We start from the raw sequence: 18,272 nt of genomic DNA on the forward strand, positions 1-18,272 counted from the left end.
CTTATGCCTTCAGTCGCTCGGCAATGCGCTCGTCGATCCGCGCTTCCAGCAGGGACAGCGGCATGGCGCCTTCCTTGAGCACGCCGTGGAACCACGCGAGGTCGAATTTGTCGCCCAGAGCCTTTTCGGCCTTCCGGCGATTGGCAACCCAGGCCGTATGGCCCATCTTGTAGCTGCATGCCTGACCGATCATCGTGCAATAGCGCTCGATCTCGCGCTGGCTGCGCGCCGGGGTGAAGCCGGTCTTCTCGACCATGTAGGCCGTCGCCTTCTCGCGGCTCCAGCGATAGTGGTGGATGCCGGTATCGACCACCAGACGCACCGCGCGGAACAGGAACGACTGAAGATAGCCCGCCCGTTCGATGCCCTGATAGCCGCCCAGTTCATCGCCCAGTTGTTCGGCATAGAGCGCCCAGCCCTCGCCATAGGCCGAGATGAAGTAGTCGCGCAGAATCCATGGCAGCTCTCCACCCCCTTGCGCGTACCCACCCTGAAGATGATGGCCGGGAATGCCCTCGTGGTAGGTCAGCGAGGGCAGCGAATATTTCGGCCAGTCGCCCACAGACTTGAGGTTGATCCAGTAGATCGCCGGGCGTGAACCGTCGAGCGAGGCCGAATTGTAATAGCCATTGGGCGCGCCGTCCTGAATTTCGGCAGGGACGGCCCGGATGGTCAGCGGATCGTTGGGAATATCGGCAAAGGCGCGCGGCAATTGCGTGCGCATGTGGGCCACGCTCTGGTTGAGCCCCGCGATCAGTTGCGCGCGGCCCTCCGCCGTATCGGGGTAAAGCTGCTCGGGCGCGTGATTGAGCGCGGAAAGACGCGCGCCGATGCTGCCGGTGGTGTGCCCGGCAGCCTTGAGCACAGTGTCGAGTTCAGCGCTGATCTGGGCGACCTGTTCGAGGCCGATCTTGTGGATGGCCTCGGGTGTCAGAGTCGTCGTGGTGGCGGCGCCCAGCGCAGCGGCATAGATCGCATCGCCCTGCTTGAGGCGCCAGATCCCGTCACCGGCCGGCGATTTGGCGCGCAACCGGCGATAGAGCGCCATCTGGCGATCGAGCGCGGGATAGACCTTGTCGTGCACGATAGAGACCGCGCGGCGCTGCCAGTCGCCCGCCAGCCCCTTTTCGGCCAGCCCCTTTTCGGTGGTGCGGCGGACCAGCGAGGTGACCAGTCCGTTGTGCTCAGGCGCGACATTGCGCAGCTTGGCCATCTGGCCCAGCGCCAGCGTGATCGCCCAGGCGGGGGGAATGCGCCCCATCCCGGCCTGACGCGCGCCTTCGGCGGTCTGGTCGTCGAGCACGATGGCGAAGGCCGCCAGACGGGCCAGATAGGCCTCGGCATCCTCGGCCACGAGGATCGGGTGCTGGTTGTCGAGGAAATCGGGGATCGTGAAATAGGCGCCGCGCTGCTGATCGATCACGAACGGCATCTGCGGATCGTCAATATCGAAGCGCGCACCCGCCAGTTCTTCGCCGAACCGATGCAGTACAATCGCGCGGTTACGCCGGTTCTGTGCATTCAGGCCCGCCGGATCGACGGCCGAAACGGCCGCCTGGGCATCGCGATAGAACGCCAGAGAGGCTTCATTCGCGCCGCGTCCTTCACCATCGAGGCGACTGCGCAGCACCGCCCGCGCACCGGTATCAAGCCCGAGCGTCGTTGCCCGCTGCGGTTCAATGAGGAGACTGGCAAAGAAAATGCGGTCGAGCAGCGCCCCGAAAGCCGCGTCTCCGCCCGCCTGCGCCCCGGCCTGCGCGCCTACTTGGGCAAAGGCCTGTCCGGGCAGGCCCGAAAGCCATGCCGCAGCCATTGCGCCGCCCGCCAACCCGAGGAAATCGCGACGCTCCAAACCCTGCCCCAAGCCATGTATTGCCAAAGACTTGCTCCCTTTTCCGGTCCCTTGAACGAACGCCCCGTTCGTTTCAGATGCGACGGACTGCCATGCTCTCCCGCGCCGCACAATGCAGAAAGCCGATTTCGTCACATAATGGCATCACAATCAATCTTGCCAGCAGAAAAAGAAGGAAATTCAAGTTACGCCCAGAATTGATCAAGAAAGCTTGCCATTCTGGATATATCGCACCTATATTCGATAAATAATAGCAGCGCGCCAGACAGGCTTCATCACATGATCAATCGCATTCGGGAAATCCGCCGACAGAAAGGGCTGACGCTGGCCGACGTTGCTGCGCGCTGCCAGCCGCCGACAACGGCACAGACCATTGGGCGCCTCGAAACCGGCACGCGCTCGCTCTCGCTCAAGTGGATGAACCGGATCGGCGCGGCCCTGGCCATCGACCCCGAACTGCTGGTTCGCGCCGCCGACGATACCCAGGCCGAAGTCATTGCCCGGCTCACCCCGGCGGGAACCGAGCCGATCGCCACCCCGGTTCCGGCCCCCCTGCCCGACGCGCTCTATGGCCACGAAGGCCTTGTCGCGCTCAGTGTCGAGGCCAGCGCCGGAGACTGGCGCGCGGGCGACCAGATCTGGCTGCGACGCTTCGATGGCGAGGAAATCGGCCGCGCCCTCAATCGCGATGTGCTGGCCCCGCGCCCCGGTGGCCGCTTTGCCTTTGGCCGCATGATCGACCACCGCGAGGGGCGCCTCGCGCTGCTGCCGCCCGGCCCCGGCCAGCGCCAGTTGGTGATCGACCGTCCGGCCTGGGTGGCCGTGGCCGAAGTCCTGATCCGCACGCTCTGAACATCGGGCTGATCATCGGGCTCAGGATCAGGCACGAACCGGTCTTCGCGCTCTCGCCTTGGGCCCCCGCAGGCGCTATCCCCCGGTCATGACCCCGGACAAGACATTGCGCCTGCTCAGCCTGTCCACGCTCTATCCGGCCTCGGTACGGCCGGGTTTCGGGCGTTTCGTGGCCCGCCAGATGGAAGCTCTGGCCGCGCGCCCGGATTGGGACGTGACGGTGATCAACCCGATCGGCCTGCCCCCGCTGCCCCGGCGCCTGCTGCCCGCAGGCTATGCCCCGCTTCACGCCATTCCCCCGATGGAAACACGCAGCGGGGTGCCGGTGTACCATCCCCGCTTCACGCTGCTGCCGGGCCTGTCCGGGCGGTTCAACCCTGCGCTGATCGCACAAAGCGTCCTGCCGCTGGCCCGCCGGCTCCACGCAGAAACCCCCTTCGACATCGTCGACGCGCAGTTCTTCTATCCCGATGGCCCCGCCGCCGCACGGATCGCACGGGCGCTGGGCCTGCCGCTGGCGATCAAGGCACGCGGATCGGACATTCACTACTGGGGCCAGCGCCCTGCCGCCCTTTCCCAAATGCAGCACGCCGCGCGCGAGGCCGGAGCCCTGCTCGCCGTATCGCAGGCGCTGGCCGACGACATGGCCGATCTGGGCCTGCCGGGCGAACGCATCACCGTCCATTATACCGGCCTTGACCACGGGCGCTTCCATCCGCGCCCGCGCGCAGCCGCGCGCGCCATTCTGGCCGAACGCTTCCAGCTTCCGGGCGAAGGGCCGCTGGTGGCCTGCGTGGGCGCGCTGATCGGCATCAAGGGACAGGCCCTCGCCATCCGCGCGCTGGCCGAACCGGGAATGGAGCGTGTGCGCCTCGCGCTGGCCGGAACCGGACCCGACGAGGCCACGCTCCGGGCGCTCGCCCGCGAGCTCGATGTCGCCCATCGCGTCCATTTCCTTGGCGCGCTGGGGCACGATTTCGTGCCCGTGCTGATGGCCGGGGCCAGCGCCATGGTGCTGCCTTCCGAGCGCGAGGGGCTGGCCAATGTCTGGATCGAGGCGCTCGCCTGCGGCACCCCGCTGGTGATCCCCGACATCGGCGGCGCGCGCGAGGTGGTCACCAGTTCGACCGCCGGGCTCCTGGCCGCGCGCGAACCGGCCGCGATCGCCCGCGCGCTGGCCGCGCTGATCGCCCAGCCCAGCGCACCCGACGCCGTGGCGGCCTGCGCCGCACGGTTCAGCTGGGAAGCCAATGCCGCGGCCATGGCGGGCCTCTATCGCAAGGTCGTCGAGACCGCGAAAGGGACGTGAGCCCCCGCCATCGGGCTCACAAACGGAAAAACGCCCCGCCGGACTGGTCCGGCGGGGCGTTTTTCATGTCACGAACGACGCGAAGGGGGTCAGGCGCCTTCGCGGGCCAGACGCTCCTGCTTGTCGAGCGCGCTTTCCGAAGGAACGAAGCTCTTGGGGTTGACCTTGAGCCAGATCAGGATGGGCGCGGCCATGTAAATCGAGCTGTAAGTCCCCACGAAGATGCCCAGCGTGATCGCGGCGGTAAAGCCGAAGATCACCTCGGGCCCGAAGATCAGCAGCGCGACGAGCGTGATCAGCATCGAGAGCGAGGTCACGATCGTGCGTGCGAGCGTCTCGTTGACCGACAGGTCGAGCAGTTCGGGCAGCGGCATCTTGCGGAACTTCTTCAGGTTCTCGCGGATGCGGTCGTAGACGACGATGGTGTCGTTGAGCGAATAACCGATCAGCGTGAGCAGGGCTGCCACGATGTTGAGGTCGAACTCCATCTGGGTGAGCGCGAACATCCCCAGCGTGAGCGTGACGTCGTGGACGAGGCTGAACAGCGCGCCGATGCCGAACTGCCATTCGAAGCGGATCCAGATGTAGGCCGCCACGGCCAGCGCCGCCAGCCCCAGCGCCTTGAACGCATCCCAGCCCAGCTCCTTGGAGACCTTGCCCGAGACCGAGTCCACCCCGTCGATGCGCGCATCGGCATGGTGCGACTTGATGTCGGCGGTGATCGTCCGGGCCATCTTGTCCGACTGGGCCGCATCATGCTCGGCCCCTTCGGGCAGCTTCATGCGGATCGAGATCTCGTTGGGCTTGCCATAGCGCTGGATGATCGGTTCGCCATAGCCCAGCTTGGCCACTTCGTCGCGCAAGTCGGCCACGGGGGCCTCGGCGCTGCGCTCGAAGGTCACGCGGATCATCTGGCCACCGACGAAATCGACGCCCAGATTGAGCCCGCGCGTGAACACCAGCGTCAGCGAGGCGGCCATCAGCGCGAGGCTGAACAGGTAGAACGGCAACCGCCACTTGAGGAAGTGGATGTTGGTGTTGTCGGGAACGAGCTTCAAGAGTTTCATGTGTCCGCGCTCCCTTACAGGCTCAGGTCGGCCGGGCGCGCGCGGCGCAGCCACTGGGCCACCCACATGCGGGTCAGCCAGACGGCGGTATAGACCGAGGTGACGATGCCGATCATCAGCACGACGGCAAAGCCCTTGACCGGGCCACTGCCGAACGCGGCCATCAGCACGGCGGCGATCACGTTGGTGACGTTGGCGTCGAAGATGGCGCGGCTGGCTTCCTTGTAGCCGTTTTCAACCGCAGCCACCACGCGGCGCCCGCGATGGCGCTCCTCGCGGATGCGCTCGTTGATCAGCACGTTGGCATCGACCGCCGCACCGATGGTGAGCACGAAGCCGGCGATGCCCGGCAGCGTCAGCGTCGCCCCCATCGTGGCCATCACGCCCAGGATCATCAGCATGTTCACCACCAGCGCCGCGCAGGCATAGAGCCCGAAGCGGCCATAGGTGGCAACGATGAAGACCACGAGCGCGAGCGTGCCCACGACCATCGCGATCACGCCCTTGCGGATCGAATCGGCGCCAAGGTCGGGCCCGACGGTGCGTTCCTCGACGACCTTGAGGTCGACCGGCAGCGCGCCCGAACGCAGCGAGATCGCCAGCTGGCTGGCACTGTCGGTGGTGAAGTGGCCCGAGATGACCGCGCTGCCCCCGATGATCGGGGTGTTGATGACCGGGGCCGAGATGACCTTGCCATCGAGGATGATGGCAAAGCGCTTGCCCACGTTCTGGGTGGTCAGCTTGGCGAACTTGGCGCCGCCCTCGGTGTTGAAGGCGATGTTGACGACCGGTTCGTTGGTCTGGGGATCGTTGGTGGCCTGGGCGTTGGTCAGTTCGTCGCCGCGAATGCCGCCCAGACGCTTGACCGCGATCGGCGCGCCCGCTGCCGCTTCGGCATAGGGCAGGACCTGGCTGCCCACCGGCGCCACGCCACGGGCAAGGTCTGACGGCAGGGCCGTGTCGTCGACCATCTTGAATTCGAGCTTGGCGGTCTGGCCGAGCAGCGCCTTGAGCGCCTGCGGGTCCTGAAGACCGGGCACCTGCACGACGATGCGGGTGGCGCCCTGACGCAGGATGGTCGGCTCCTTGGTGCCCAGCCCGTCGATGCGCTTGCGCACGACCTCGACGGCGGTATCCATCGCCTGGCTCACCGCCTGGTCGATGCCTTCCTGAGTCGGGGTCAGCACGAAGCGGTTGCCGTCGACGACCTCGATGTTCCAGTCGCGCTGGCCGGTCAGCCCCGCGCCCGAGGTGAGCGGCAGGATCGCCTCGCGCACGGCATCGACCTTGGAGGCATCGTTGACCAGGAAGGTCAGGCTGCCATCGCGGTTGGAAATGTCGCTGATGCGGATCGAGGCATCGGCCTGCCGCAGCTTGTTGCGAACCGATTCGTCCATGCCGTCCAGCCGCTGCTGGCGCACTTGCGAGGGATCGGCCTCAAGCTGGATGTGGCTGCCACCGGCAAGGTCGAGCCCCAGGTTGATTTTGGGCGAAGGCAGCGCGGAAGGCCAGGCAAGGCCTGAAACCGAGAACAGCGAAGGGAGCGAGGCGAGCGAGACGAGGATCGTCACCGCCCACAACGTCAGCACCTTCCAGCGCGGGAAATCGAGCATGATCGGGCTTTCCGATTACGGGAGAGGCTTGATAGGGAAACTGGCCGGAACGAGCCGGAACGATCAGTCGTTGGCGGCTGCCGAACCCTGCGGCACGACATCGCCCAGCGTCGAGCGAACGGCCTTCACGCGCACGCCCGGCGCCAGTTCGAGATCGACATAGTGATCGTCGAGGCGCACGATCTTGGCCACGATGCCACCGGCGGTCACCACCTGATCGCCCTTCTGGAGGCCGGACAGGCGCTGCTGGTGTTCCTTCTGGCGCTTCATCTGCGGGCGCAGGATCAGGAAATAGAAAATAACGGCCATGGCCACCAGCGGCAGGAACTGGAGGTAGGCGGGCGGCGAGGCCGCACTGGCGGCGGCAGCGGAAAGAAGGCTGATCATGACAGGACCGTTCGTGGGAGCAGTGGCCGGCCTTTGCAAGCCCCAGACCCGGCATTCGCCGGGCCAGCCACCGATTGTTGCAATTGGGCCGGGCTGCTAGCAGTTTGGGCCGGACAAGGCAATCAGAGCCCGGAAAACGGCCTTCTTGGGCCAGTTTTCGACCATACAATCCACAGGCAAATGCCCGGAAACGGAAAAAGATGCGCAACGGGGGGCTTGCCATCGCCAGACGACCCGCCTAGAGCGCCCCTCACCGGTCGGGACGTAGCGCAGCCTGGTAGCGCATCACACTGGGGGTGTGGGGGTCGGAGGTTCGAATCCTCTCGTCCCGACCAATGGTACCAATACCCATGGGGTATTCAAAAGGGCAGCCTTCGCTGCCCTTTTTTGCGTCTGGCGATCCTTTTGCATCTGGCGAAAGCGCCGCCGCGAAGCACCTTCCCGCCCGCAGACGGGAAGGTGCGCCCTTTTCGATCAGTCGAGCAGGCGGTGGACTTCGGACATGAAGTCCCTGGCCGCATATTCCACGTCCTGCACGCTCGCCCCCGCCTTGTAGAGCGCCGAGCCGAGCCCGGCCCCCGCCGCCCCGGCGGCCATCCAGTCGCCCAGGGTTTGCGGCGTCACCCCGCCCACGGCGAACACCGGAATGTTGCGGGGGATCACCGCAAGCTGGCCCTTGAGCACGGCGGGGCTCGCCGCTTCGGCCGGGAACAGCTTGAGGCCATGGGCCCCGGCCTCAAGGGCGGCAAACGCCTCGGTCGGAGTGGCATAGCCGGGCAGCGAGACCAGCCCGAGCTGCGCCGTGTGGGCAATGACCGCCGGATTGACATTGGGCGAGACGATCAGCCCGCCGCCTGCGTCGCGCACCGCCTCGACCTCGGCGACGCTCAGCACCGTGCCAGCCCCCACCAGCACCGTATCGCCATACCGGCGGGCGATCTTGCCGATGGAGACCAGCGGATCGGGCGAATTGAGCGGAACCTCGATCATCGAGAACCCGGTCTGGACCAGCACGTCGGCGACACCCTCGATCTCGTCGGGCGTCACCCCGCGAAGGATCGCCACCAGCGGGCAATGATGCATGGCCCGCGACAGGCGGTCGACGGCGGGATGATGAAGAGGGGGGAGGTCAGCAGTCACGAGCAAGGCTCCATATCTGAGTCCGTATCTGGACAATGCCTGCCACAAAAGCGGCATGACTATCAATGAGATGAGAACGACCACCGCATTGGGCGATGGCCGCCGTGTAAAGCGCGCCCAAAACGGGGTCGGCCAGCAGATGGACCTCGCGGCCCGCGCCCACCCCGGCCCCGCGCACATCGCTGCCGATCAGCAGGCCCGAGGCATAGGCGGCGCTGTCCCCGACCGCGCGCAGGCCCAGCAGCGCACTTGCCCGCACGCCGAACAGCGCCTTGAGCAAGGCCCCGTCGGCACTGGCATCGACCCCGGCACGAAAAGCCGGGCCATCGGCCACCGGCCCGTTCAAAAATTCGGCCAGAAGGCTGTGTCCGCGCAGGAGCGCGAACATCTCGCCGGTCATGCTGGTAAAGAAGCTGGCGACCGCGCCGCCCTCCATCCGGGCCCACTTGCAATGGGTGCCCGGCTGGCACAGCAGCGCGTCCGGCGGCGCGAGGCCCGCCGCGACCGCGCCCAGAAGCTGGACTTCCTCGCCGCGCATCACATCGCCGCGCGGATCGGACAGACCCGGCACGATCCATGTGCGCGCATCGATGGCATGGAGCGCGCCCGCCACCTGCCCGCCGCTGGCCGGGCAGGACAGATAGGGCACCAGCGCCCAGCCCCGCTGCGAGCCGACCATCCCGGCGGCCACCAGCGGCCAATCGCCCAGCCGCGCGCGGATCGCGGCCACTTCGGCGGCAAAGGCCTCTGGTCCCCCGCCCTGCTGGCCGACAGCCAGTACCCCGCGGTCGTCGCGGAAGGTCTCGATGACGGTGCCCGCGCCATCGAGCAGATAGCAGCGGCGATTGGTCGTGCCCCAATCCACGGCAATGAAACGGTCGTCCATGTTCAGATCACCACCTTGAAGAAAACAGGGCCACGCGACGCGGCAGAAAGCATCTGCCCGTGCCAGGGCCCAAACCGGAGCATGTTTCGACTTGCCACGCCCCTCCGATGTCTATTTATATTATTAAAACACTTCACTCGCGCAAAGGACCGACCATGACCACCCAGCCCCTCGAAGCGCGCGATGCCCTGGGGCGCAACCTGACATACGGCCTGCTCGACCGGCTCGGGTTGCTGATCGTGGGCGGCGCCTACGACGAGCAGCGTTTTCCGACCGAGGCCGAACTGTCCGAAGCGCACGGGGTCAGCCGCTCGGTCACGCGCGAGGCGGTCAAGATGCTGACCGCCAAGGGCTTGGTCAGCGCCCGCCCGCGCCAGGGCACGATCATCCAGCCCGACAGCCAGTGGAACCTGTTCGATCCCGACGTGCTGCGCTGGATGTTCGAACGGCGCTTCTCGATCGACCTGCTCACCCATTTCGGGCAGTTGCGCGTGGCGATCGAACCGGCTGCCGCCGCACTGGCCGCGCGCGAGGCAACCGAAGAGGGCATGGCCACGATCCGCGCCGGGTTCGCCCGGATGGAAGCCGCCGATGCCGGGCACGACGACGTACTGGAGGCCGATGTCGCGTTTCATGTCGCCATCCTCAAGGCTTCGGGCAATCCGTTCTTCGGCCAGTTCCGCGATGTGGTCTCCACCGCGCTCAAGACCTCGATCCGCTACACCAACCGCATCAGCGGACGCAGCGCCGATCTGGGCGCGCACGAATCGGTGATGAACGCGATCCTCGCACGCGACGGGCAGACCGCCCAGACCCGCATGCGCGTGATCATCGAGGAAGCCCTCGAAGCCATCCGCCGCAACGAGGAAGCGCTGGGCTGAGCACCCTTGATGGCCGTTCCGACCCAGCCTGCTCCGGTCCTGCCTGCTCCGGTCCTTCCCGTTCCGGTTCTTCACGCCCCGCCCCCTCTGCTTGACCTCTCTAACCATATATATATGATAAATGTAAAGGGGCCCAAGCTGGCTCCGGCAGAGGAGCTTGAAATGTCACATGATCCGATCCGGCAGGGCGCCCCGTGGACGGCGAACCGCCGCGCCGCGCTGGCCATGGGCCTGACCACGGCGGGCCTCGCGGCCACCCATCCGGCGCTGGCGGCCACGGCCGCGCGCGGCGGCGGGAAAGAAGGGAAGAACGCGGGCCCGGATGCAGGCGCCTCGCCCCGCCGCCGCGTGCGCCTTGCCGAAGGCTGGCGCTTTCACCTTGGCCACGCCGCCGACATGGCCAAGGACTTCGACTATGGCCAGTGGCAGCGGACATATGCCAAGCCCGGCCTCGACGGATCGCCCGCCACGCTCGCCACGTTCGACGACCGCGACTGGACGCCGGTGCGCGTGCCACACGACTGGGCGGTCGAACTGCCCTATGCCGCCCCCATCGGGCCCGTGCCCAAGGATGAGGAAGATTCCGCCGCAGCCCACGGCTTTCGGGCGATTGGCCGCGACTATCCCGAAAACAGCGTGGGCTGGTATCGCCTCGCCCTGCCGATCTCCGAAGCGGGGATCAGCAAGGCCGACAAGGGCCGCGCGGTCTGGCTCGAATTCGACGGGGTGTTCCGCAACTGCAAGGTCTTCGTCAACGGCTACGAAGCGGGGGGCAGTGCCTCGGGCTATGCGCCGTTCCGTGTGGACATCACCGACTTCCTCGACACCGATGGCGGGCCCAACCAGCTTGCCCTGCGCGTCGACGCCAGCCTTGGCGAAGGCTGGTTCTATGAAGGCGCCGGCATCTATCGCCATGTCGATCTGGTAAGCGCGGCCCCGCTCCATGTTCCGCAATGGGGGACATGGGTGCGCAGCACGCCCGATGCCACGGGCGCCAGCCTCGCCATCGAAACCCGCTTCGCCAATATCGGCGAACAGGCCGCCACAGGCGCGGTGCGCCATCGCGTGATCGCCCCGGACGGCAGCATCGCAGCCCAAACCGGGCCGCGCCCCCTTGCGCTCGCCGCGCTGGGCGAGGCCAGCCAGGACGAAAGCCTGAGGGTCACCGCCCCGCATCTGTGGTCCCCCAAAACCCCGGTGCTCTACACCCTCGAAACCGAAGTGCTGGTCGAGGGCCAGGTGGTCGACCGCGTGGCGACGCGCTTTGGCATCCGCACCCTGACTTTTGACGGCCATCGCGGCTTTTTCGTCAATGGCGAGCCGGTCAAGTTGCTCGGCGTGTGCAACCATCAGGACCACGCCGGGGTGGGCACGGCCATTCCCGATGCGCTCCACGCCTGGCGCGTGGCACAGACGCAGTCGATGGGCGCCAACGCCTGGCGCAGCGCGCACAATCCCGTCTCGCAGGCCCTGCTCGACATCGCCGACGCCACGGGCCTGATGATGATCGCCGAAAACCGCCTCAACACCACCAACCCCGAGGCCTTTGACGAGCTCGACCGCCTGATCCGCTCCTCGCGCAACCATCCCTCGATCATCCTGTGGTCGGTCGGCAACGAGGAAGGCCATCAGGCCAGCGAGCGCGGGCGGCACATTTCGACCCGGCTCGTGGCGCGTTGCAAAGAACTCGACCCCACCCGCCTGACCACGCAGGCCATGGACCGGGGCTGGAACGAACCGGTCAACGCGGGCGATGCCGTCGATGTGGTCGGCTTCAACTACCACTCCGAAAAGATCGCCGACTGGCACACCCGCCACCCCGGCAAGCCCGTCATCGGCACCGAGACCGGCAGCACCGTCTATACCCGCGGGGCCTACGTCAACGATGCGTCCGCCCACGTCGTGCGCGCCTACGATACCGAATATCCGCGCTGGGCCAGCACGGCCGAGGCTTGGTGGAGCATCGTGGCCAGGGATCCCTCGATCGCGGGCGGCTTCATCTGGACCGGGTTCGACTATCGCGGCGAGCCCACGCCCTATCCGACCCTCCCGAGCGTTTCGAGCTATTTCGGGGCGATGGATCTGTGCGGCTTTCCCAAGGACAATTACTTCTACTACCGCGCATGGTGGCGCCGGAACGAGCCGCTGGTCCACCTGCTGCCCCACTGGAACTGGGAAGGAGGAGAAGGCAAGCCGGTCGAAGTCTGGGTCCATGGCAATTGCGGCGAGGTCGAACTGCTGCTCAATGGCCGCTCGCTCGGGCGCAAGGCCATGGCTGAAAACGGCCATCTGGTCTGGCAGGTGCCCTATGCCCCCGGCACGCTGGAAGCGCGCGGGTTCAACGCGGGCAAGCTTGCCGCGCAGGACCGCCGCGTGACCGCCGGAAAGCCCGCCGCGCTGCGCCTCGTGGCCGACCGCAAGCGCCTGTCCGCCGATGGAGCCGACACCGCGCCGGTTCGCGTCGAAGTCCTCGACGCGCATGGCATCGTGGTGCCCACCGCCGATACGCCGATCAGCTTCGCGCTGGCAGGCCCGGCCCGCCTGATCGGCCTTGGCAACGGCAATCCGACCTCGACCGAGCCGGACAAGGGCACGCAGCGCCGCGCCTTCAACGGTCTGGCCCAGGCGCTGGTCCAGAGCGCGGGAACACCGGGCGCCAGCCGCCTGACCGCCAGCGCGCCGGGCCTCACATCCGCCAGCCTCGACCTTTTCTTCCACGCCTGACCGGACTTCCTCTATGCGCCTCCCCCTCCCTGCCCGCGGGCTGCTGCCTTGCGCCCTGATGCTTTCCGCCAGCGCTCCGGCGCTGGCCGCCGCTCCTCCCCTCTATCTGGGTGCCGACCTCTCGTTCACCAACGAGATGGAGGCTTGCGGCGCGAAGTTCCTCGACCATGGCAAGCCCGCCGATCCGTTCGTCGTGCTCAAGCAGCATGGCGGAAACCTGATGCGCGTGCGGCTGTGGAACGATCCGAGCTGGACGCGCTACAGCACCTATGACGACGTGCTGCGCACGATCACCCGCGCCCATGCCGCCGGGCTTCAGGTGCTGCTCGACTTTCACTATGCCGACGACTGGGTCGATGGCGAGAAGCAGACCCCGCCCGCCGCCTGGGCCTTGATGGACACCGCAGGCCAGGCCAGGGCCCTTCACGACTATACCCGCAGCGTGCTCGACAAGCTGGCCGCCGCAGGCCAGCTTCCCGAAGTGGTTCAGGTCGGCAACGAGACCAACCCGGCGCTGCTGGGTGGCGCCAAGGGCCAGCCGATCGACTGGGCGCGCAATGCAACGCTCCTCAACGCCGGGATTTCCGCCGTGCGCGAGGCGAGCAAGGCCCATGACAAGCCGATTTCGGTCATGCTGCACATCGCCCAGCCCGAAAACGTGATCCCCTGGTTCGACGATGCGACGGCGGCCGGCGTGCTCGATTACGACGTGATCGGGATCAGCTATTATTCGAAGTGGTCACGCTACGATCTTGCCGGGCTGGGCAAGGTGATCGACACCGCCCACCGCCGCTATGGCGCGCAAGTCTGGGTGGTGGAAACCGCCTATGCCTTCACCGACGACCATGCCGACGACAGCACCAACCTGCTCGGCTCGGACAGTGCGCTGCCCGGCTATCCGGTGAGCCCAAAAGGCCAGCTCAAATTCCTCGAAGACCTGACGCAGACCGTGGTCGACAATGGCGGCAACGGGGTCGTCTACTGGGCGCCCGACTGGGTCTCGACGAAGTGCGAGACACGCTGGGGCACCGGATCGAGCTGGGAAAACGCCGCCCTGTTCGACGAGGCCCACCACAATGCACTGCCCGCCTTCGACTGGCTGGGCAAGGCTTATACCCCCAGGGCAAAATAGGCCGGAAGATCGCGGGTCCGGCACCGGATCGGGCCCCCTGCACTGCCCTCGCCGCCCCCATCACCGCCAAAAAAAGAAGGGCGCCGCATCGCTGCGGCGCCCTTTAAGGTTCCCGGACCGGGTGGCTCCTCAATATTTGAACGTCACGTCGGCCAGATAGCTGCGGCCATACTTTTCATAGCGGGCGATCTGGTTGGAATCGTTGTTCCAGTAGAACCGCGCGACCTGATTGGTCAGGTTGTTGGCCTGAAGACGGATCGAGATGCGCTTGTTGATCGTGTAGCCCACGCTCGCGCCCAGCGTCGTCTCGCTTTCCAGACGGGTGAGCTTGGACGCATCCCAGCCATAGATCACCGTGAACGGACTGTGATGCTTGAGCGCAAGACGCGCGTCGATGCCATGGTCGGAATACCAGAGATCGACCTCGCCGGTGAAATCAGCCAGCCCCACCGCCGGGAACGGATTGGTCGCGGGCGAAAGCTCCTTGAGGTTCGACTTCACGAAGGCCGCATTGGCATAGATGCCGAACTTGTCGAGGCCGGGGATGAAGTAGAACGGCGTCTGCACCGTGGTTTCGAGGCCCGCGATATAGCCGCCCTTGCCGTTGGCGGGGCCGGTGATCACGTAGCTGTCGCCGTTGATGACCCGCTCGGTCTGGGCATAGCCGATATTGGTGCCCACGTCCTTGTAGTAGCCGGCAACCGCGATCATCGAATCCTTGTGGAAGTACCACTCGGCCGAAATGTCGCCCTGGGTCGCCATGAACGGCTTGAGATAGGGGTTGCCCGCCGTGCCGGTCAGTTGCGGGGGATAGACCGACAGGTTCTGGCTCGCGCGCAATTCGTCGAGCGGCGGACGCGAGATCACCCGCGCGGCAGCCAGACGCAGCTTGAGCGTATCGGTCAGCTCGAAGTTGAGGTTGATGCTGGGCAGCGCGCGGAAATAGTGGTTGGTGCCCTGAACCGGGAACGTGGTGGTGACATTGGCGCCCGCGCCGCCATTGGCCGCAGGATCCCAGCGGACGCTCGACCCGGCCGAATAGCTGTGCGTCACCACGTCGATGAAGCGCACGCCCAGATTGCCCGAGAAACCCCGGCCCGAGAGGTCGGCCTTGATATAGCCTTCCATGTCGTCCTCGCGCACGCGCCAGCCGCGCGTGGGATCGTTGAGGCCGGGGGTGACCGTCACCGACTGGGCGGCAATCGTGTCATACTTGCCCCAGACCATCGTCGGCACGGTGAAATCATGCACGTTGAAGGCAGTCAGGTCGGCCTGATTGAGCAGGACATTGCCGCCATTGTTGGTGGCAACCGTGCCGGTCGCGGCGGTGAAGCTCTTGACGCGGTTGGAATAGCGCAGGCCCACGCCGATCCCGCTGAGCCACCCGGCATTGACCACCCGGTGCACGTCGAGCTGGCCCGCCCCGAGATCGTCGGCCAGCCGCTGCGGACCATCGTAAAGGCCCGGATAGTAGCTCTGCACGGTCTGCGCGGCGGTGTTGCTGAAATCGGCGCCGCTGACCGCGATCGAGGGCACCGCCCCTGCGCCGGTCGCGAACGTGGTGGTCGAAGGATAGAATTCGCTCGCCACCGAAGCATAGGCATTGTTGCGGCGCGCACTCGAATAGGCGATGTCCGCCTTCATCGACCAGGTGCCGTCGTCATATTTCGTGTTGAGGCCCGAGACAAACAGCGTCTTGTCCTCGACATACTTGCCAAAGACATTGGTGAGCGAGGAAAAGTTGTTGAGGCTCGCCCCGGTCACGGTGTGGCCCGCAAGGGTATAGGACCCCGGCTGGTAGATGTCGCCCGGCGCGCCGAACTGCCCGTTCCAGTCGCCCCAGCCATTGCTGCGGCCATACCACTGCTGGACCTGGTTCTCGTCGATCTTGATCTTGGAATAGAGCCCGTCGAGCGTCACGTCCCAGTTGGTGCCCGGCTTCCATTGCAGCGCGCCGCTGGTGCTCCAGCGGGTCTCGGCCAGGCCCTTGACTTCGGCCTGTGCGCCCCACGGGGTGTTGATCCTGTTGCCCTGCGCGTCGGTCGGCGGGGAACCGGTGTCGATGGTGTTGTAGCCCCAGCCCTGGAAGCTTTCGAAGCCGTTCTTCTGGCGCTGGAACGTGCCGCTCACCACCACGCCGAGATTGTCGGTGATCTTGCCGACATATTGCGCGCTGGCACGGGCGCCCAGACCCGAATAGCCCGGAATGTCGCGCCCGCCGTCGTTGTAGAGCGCGCCGCCGCGCACGATGAACGAAGGCCCGTGATATTCGAGCGGCTTGATCGTCTGGATGTCGATCGTGGCGGCCACGCCGCCCGCGATGAAGTCGGCGCTCTGGGCCTTGTAGACGGTGACCCCGGAAACGATTTCGGACGGGTAGATTTCCCAGCGGACATTGCGATCAGGCTCCGAGGAGGCCACCTCGCGCCCGTTGATGAGGCCGAGCACGAGGCGCGGCCCCAGACCGCGCACGGCGGCCTGGCTGGCATTGCCACGGTCGCGCGTGGCGGTCACGCCGGGCAGGCGCGCGAGTTCGTCGGCAATGGTCACATCGGGCAGCGCGCCGATGTCCTTGGAACTGATCGTCTCGGCGACGACGGCGGTGTTGCGCTTGGCATTGATCGCATCGCGCAGCGAAGCGCGCAGGCCGGTCACGATAATCGCCGGTTCGCTGACCTGCGAATCGGGCAGCCCTGCAACGTCCTGCGAGGCTTGCGGCGTAACGCCCTGCGCAAGGGCGCCTTGCGCGCCTGCGGCCAGTGCCAAGACACTCGAAACGCACGAAACACGCACGGCACATCGAACTGCGGAATACATTTTGAGCCCCTCCCGGACGCTGTGAAATCTTATTTATCGGATAAATAGTATTCACATGCGAGCCGTGTCAAGCGGGCGCGCCATTTGTCTGTGTAATGCCTGTCGGCTGTGATCGGCCAGCCACATGGAGATGCCTCGTTCAAGGCCCCAATCCGCCTTGACCGCCCCTTCCTGTCCCGCGACACCACCCCTCGATGCCCATCCCCGCTTCCCCCTCCCGCCCCTCTGCGTCCACCCCGTCGATGACGCGGACGATCTGGGCGCTGGCCCTGCCTGCCATGGCCACCAATCTGGCCACGGCGCTGTTCGGGCTGGCCGACACCTGGGCCATCGGCCAGCTGGGCGATTCTGCTGCGCAAGGGGCGGTCGATCTGGGCGCGCGGGCGCTGATTTCGGCGCTGACGGTGTTCAACTTCCTGCGCACGGCAACCGTCGCGCTGACCGCGCGCGCCGTGGGCGCCGATGCGCAAGGCCCCGATGCCCAGTTCCCCGATGCACAGACCGCCGATGCACAGACCGCCGCCGCGCTCTGGCGCGCGCTGATCGTGGCCGGGGCCATCGGCGCCGCGCTGCTCGCGCTCGTGCCCTGGGCCGCGCCGCGCGCGCCGGTCTGGCTGGGCGCGGGCGGGCGCGTGGCCGATCTGGCCGGGCACTATATCGGCTTGCGCGGACTGGCCATACCCGCCGCGCTGGCCAACATGGCGCTGACCGGCTGGCTGATCGGCCAGCGCCATGTGCGCGCGGTGCTGGGCGCGGAAGTGGCGGCCAATGTGCTGCACATCGCGCTCGACCTCCTGCTCGTGCTGGGGTTCGGCATGGGGGTGAGCGGGGTGGCGCTGGCCTCGGTCCTCTCGGAACTGGCGCGGCTGCTGGCGCTGGCGCTGATCGCGCGGCGGGTCTGGCACACGCTGGGCCCGGCGCGCATGCCCATCTGGGCCCCGGCCATCCGCGATGCGCGCGCCTTTCGCGCGCTGGCGGCGATGAACGGCGACCTGATGATGCGCACGCTGCTGCTGATCGTCACCATGCTCGCCTTCACCCGCCAGAGCGCACAGGGCGGCGTGGCGGTGCTGGCCGCCAACGGCATCCTGATGCAATGGTTTCTGGCCGCCGCGATGCTGCTCGACGGGCTGGAAACCGCCGCCCAGGTGCTCTGCGCGCAGGCGCAAGGGGCGGGCGACGGAGCGGGCCTGCGCCGCGCGCTGCGCCACACGCTGGGCTGGGGGCTGGTGCTCGGGCTGGCCCTGGGCGCCCTTCAGGGGCTCGCCGGAGCCCGCCTGATCGCCGCGTTCACGCTCGATCCGGCGGTGCGCGCGGCAGCCGGGGCCGCGCTGCCCTGGGCCATGGCCCTGCCGCTGATCGGTGCGTCCTCGTTCGTGCTCGACGGGGTCTTCGTGGGCGCGGGGTGGACGCGCGGGCTGCTGGTCACGATGGCGGCGGCGGCGCTCATGTTCCAGGGCGCGCTGATGCTGGCCGCGCCGCTGGGCAACCACGGGCTGTGGCTGGCCTATGCCCTGTTCCTGGCTGCACGCGCCGGGGCGCAAGGGCTCTGGCTGGCCCGACAGGCCCGCCAGCCCGCCCGCCATGCCGCCCGCGCTGGTTAGTTTTGCGC

At 66.9% G+C, this 18,272-nt stretch carries 13 protein-coding genes and 1 tRNA gene; 7 read left to right on the forward strand and 7 right to left on the reverse strand.

Going from position 1 to position 18,272, the window contains the following annotated elements; all coding sequences use genetic code 11:
• Nucleotide 1: 1 nt before the first annotated feature.
• The gene (locus SBI20_RS06515; RefSeq protein ID WP_317974295.1) at nt 2-1,813 is read right to left on the reverse strand and encodes a DUF885 domain-containing protein; all 1,812 of its coding nucleotides are present in this window, start codon (nt 1,811-1,813) and stop codon (nt 2-4) included.
• A gap of 318 nt (nt 1,814-2,131) precedes the next feature.
• Here SBI20_RS06515 and SBI20_RS06520 point away from each other — a divergent pair, with 318 nt between their 5' ends.
• Both SBI20_RS06520 and SBI20_RS06525 read left to right on the forward strand, forming a co-directional pair.
• A complete protein-coding gene (locus SBI20_RS06520) occupies nt 2,132-2,704 on the forward strand; it encodes a helix-turn-helix domain-containing protein (protein ID WP_317974296.1) in 573 nt (190 codons plus the stop codon).
• 88 nt (nt 2,705-2,792) lie between these two features.
• Nucleotides 2,793-4,013: a glycosyltransferase gene (locus SBI20_RS06525; RefSeq protein WP_317974297.1), complete on the forward strand. Its 1,221-nt coding sequence runs from the start codon at nt 2,793-2,795 to the stop codon at nt 4,011-4,013.
• 89 nt (nt 4,014-4,102) lie between these two features.
• Here the strand turns inward: SBI20_RS06525 and secF are convergent, their stop codons facing one another.
• From secF to yajC, 3 genes are all read right to left on the reverse strand, one after another.
• Nucleotides 4,103-5,080, reverse strand: coding sequence for a protein translocase subunit SecF (gene secF / locus SBI20_RS06530; RefSeq protein ID WP_317974298.1), 978 nt, complete (start codon nt 5,078-5,080; stop codon nt 4,103-4,105).
• 14 nt (nt 5,081-5,094) lie between these two features.
• A complete protein-coding gene (gene secD / locus SBI20_RS06535; RefSeq protein WP_317974299.1) occupies nt 5,095-6,693 on the reverse strand; it encodes a protein translocase subunit SecD in 1,599 nt (532 codons plus the stop codon).
• 63 nt (nt 6,694-6,756) lie between these two features.
• Nucleotides 6,757-7,080 carry a preprotein translocase subunit YajC gene (gene yajC, locus SBI20_RS06540; protein WP_317974300.1) on the reverse strand — a complete coding sequence of 108 codons (324 nt, stop codon included), beginning with the start codon at nt 7,078-7,080 and terminating at the stop codon, nt 6,757-6,759.
• A 258-nt stretch (nt 7,081-7,338) separates the two neighbouring features.
• Here yajC and SBI20_RS06545 point away from each other — a divergent pair.
• Nucleotides 7,339-7,415: transfer RNA gene (locus SBI20_RS06545), tRNA-Pro, on the forward strand.
• A 139-nt stretch (nt 7,416-7,554) separates the two neighbouring features.
• Here SBI20_RS06545 and SBI20_RS06550 read toward each other — a convergent pair.
• Nucleotides 7,555-8,163 (reverse strand): 2-dehydro-3-deoxy-6-phosphogalactonate aldolase, encoded by a 609-nt coding sequence (locus SBI20_RS06550; RefSeq protein ID WP_317976054.1) that lies wholly within the window; start codon nt 8,161-8,163, stop codon nt 7,555-7,557.
• A gap of 46 nt (nt 8,164-8,209) precedes the next feature.
• Nucleotides 8,210-9,106 carry a 2-dehydro-3-deoxygalactonokinase gene (locus tag SBI20_RS06555; RefSeq protein ID WP_317974301.1) on the reverse strand — a complete coding sequence of 299 codons (897 nt, stop codon included), beginning with the start codon at nt 9,104-9,106 and terminating at the stop codon, nt 8,210-8,212.
• A gap of 155 nt (nt 9,107-9,261) precedes the next feature.
• Here SBI20_RS06555 and SBI20_RS06560 point away from each other — a divergent pair, with 155 nt between their 5' ends.
• The 3 genes from SBI20_RS06560 (at nt 9,262) to SBI20_RS06570 (ending at nt 13,843) form a co-directional block, all read left to right on the forward strand.
• Nucleotides 9,262-9,987, forward strand: coding sequence for a FadR/GntR family transcriptional regulator (locus tag SBI20_RS06560; RefSeq protein WP_317974302.1), 726 nt, complete (start codon nt 9,262-9,264; stop codon nt 9,985-9,987).
• A gap of 162 nt (nt 9,988-10,149) precedes the next feature.
• Nucleotides 10,150-12,711, forward strand: coding sequence for a beta-galactosidase GalA (galA, locus tag SBI20_RS06565; RefSeq protein WP_317974303.1), 2,562 nt, complete (start codon nt 10,150-10,152; stop codon nt 12,709-12,711).
• Nucleotides 12,712-12,724: 13 nt separating this feature from the next.
• On the forward strand, nt 12,725-13,843 hold the full coding sequence (locus tag SBI20_RS06570) for a glycoside hydrolase family 53 protein (protein WP_317974304.1): 1,119 nt from the start codon (nt 12,725-12,727) through the stop codon (nt 13,841-13,843).
• A 129-nt stretch (nt 13,844-13,972) separates the two neighbouring features.
• Here the strand turns inward: SBI20_RS06570 and SBI20_RS06575 are convergent, their stop codons facing one another.
• Nucleotides 13,973-16,609 carry a TonB-dependent receptor gene (locus SBI20_RS06575; protein WP_317974305.1) on the reverse strand — a complete coding sequence of 879 codons (2,637 nt, stop codon included), beginning with the start codon at nt 16,607-16,609 and terminating at the stop codon, nt 13,973-13,975.
• A 293-nt stretch (nt 16,610-16,902) separates the two neighbouring features.
• Between SBI20_RS06575 and SBI20_RS06580 the strand changes: the two genes are divergently transcribed.
• Nucleotides 16,903-18,264, forward strand: coding sequence for an MATE family efflux transporter (locus SBI20_RS06580; RefSeq protein ID WP_317974306.1), 1,362 nt, complete (start codon nt 16,903-16,905; stop codon nt 18,262-18,264).
• Nucleotides 18,265-18,272: the final 8 nt, after the last annotated feature.

The sequence above is a fragment of the Novosphingobium sp. IK01 genome (genome assembly GCF_033242265.1).
GTDB classification, from domain to species: Bacteria; Pseudomonadota; Alphaproteobacteria; order Sphingomonadales; family Sphingomonadaceae; genus Novosphingobium; species Novosphingobium pituita.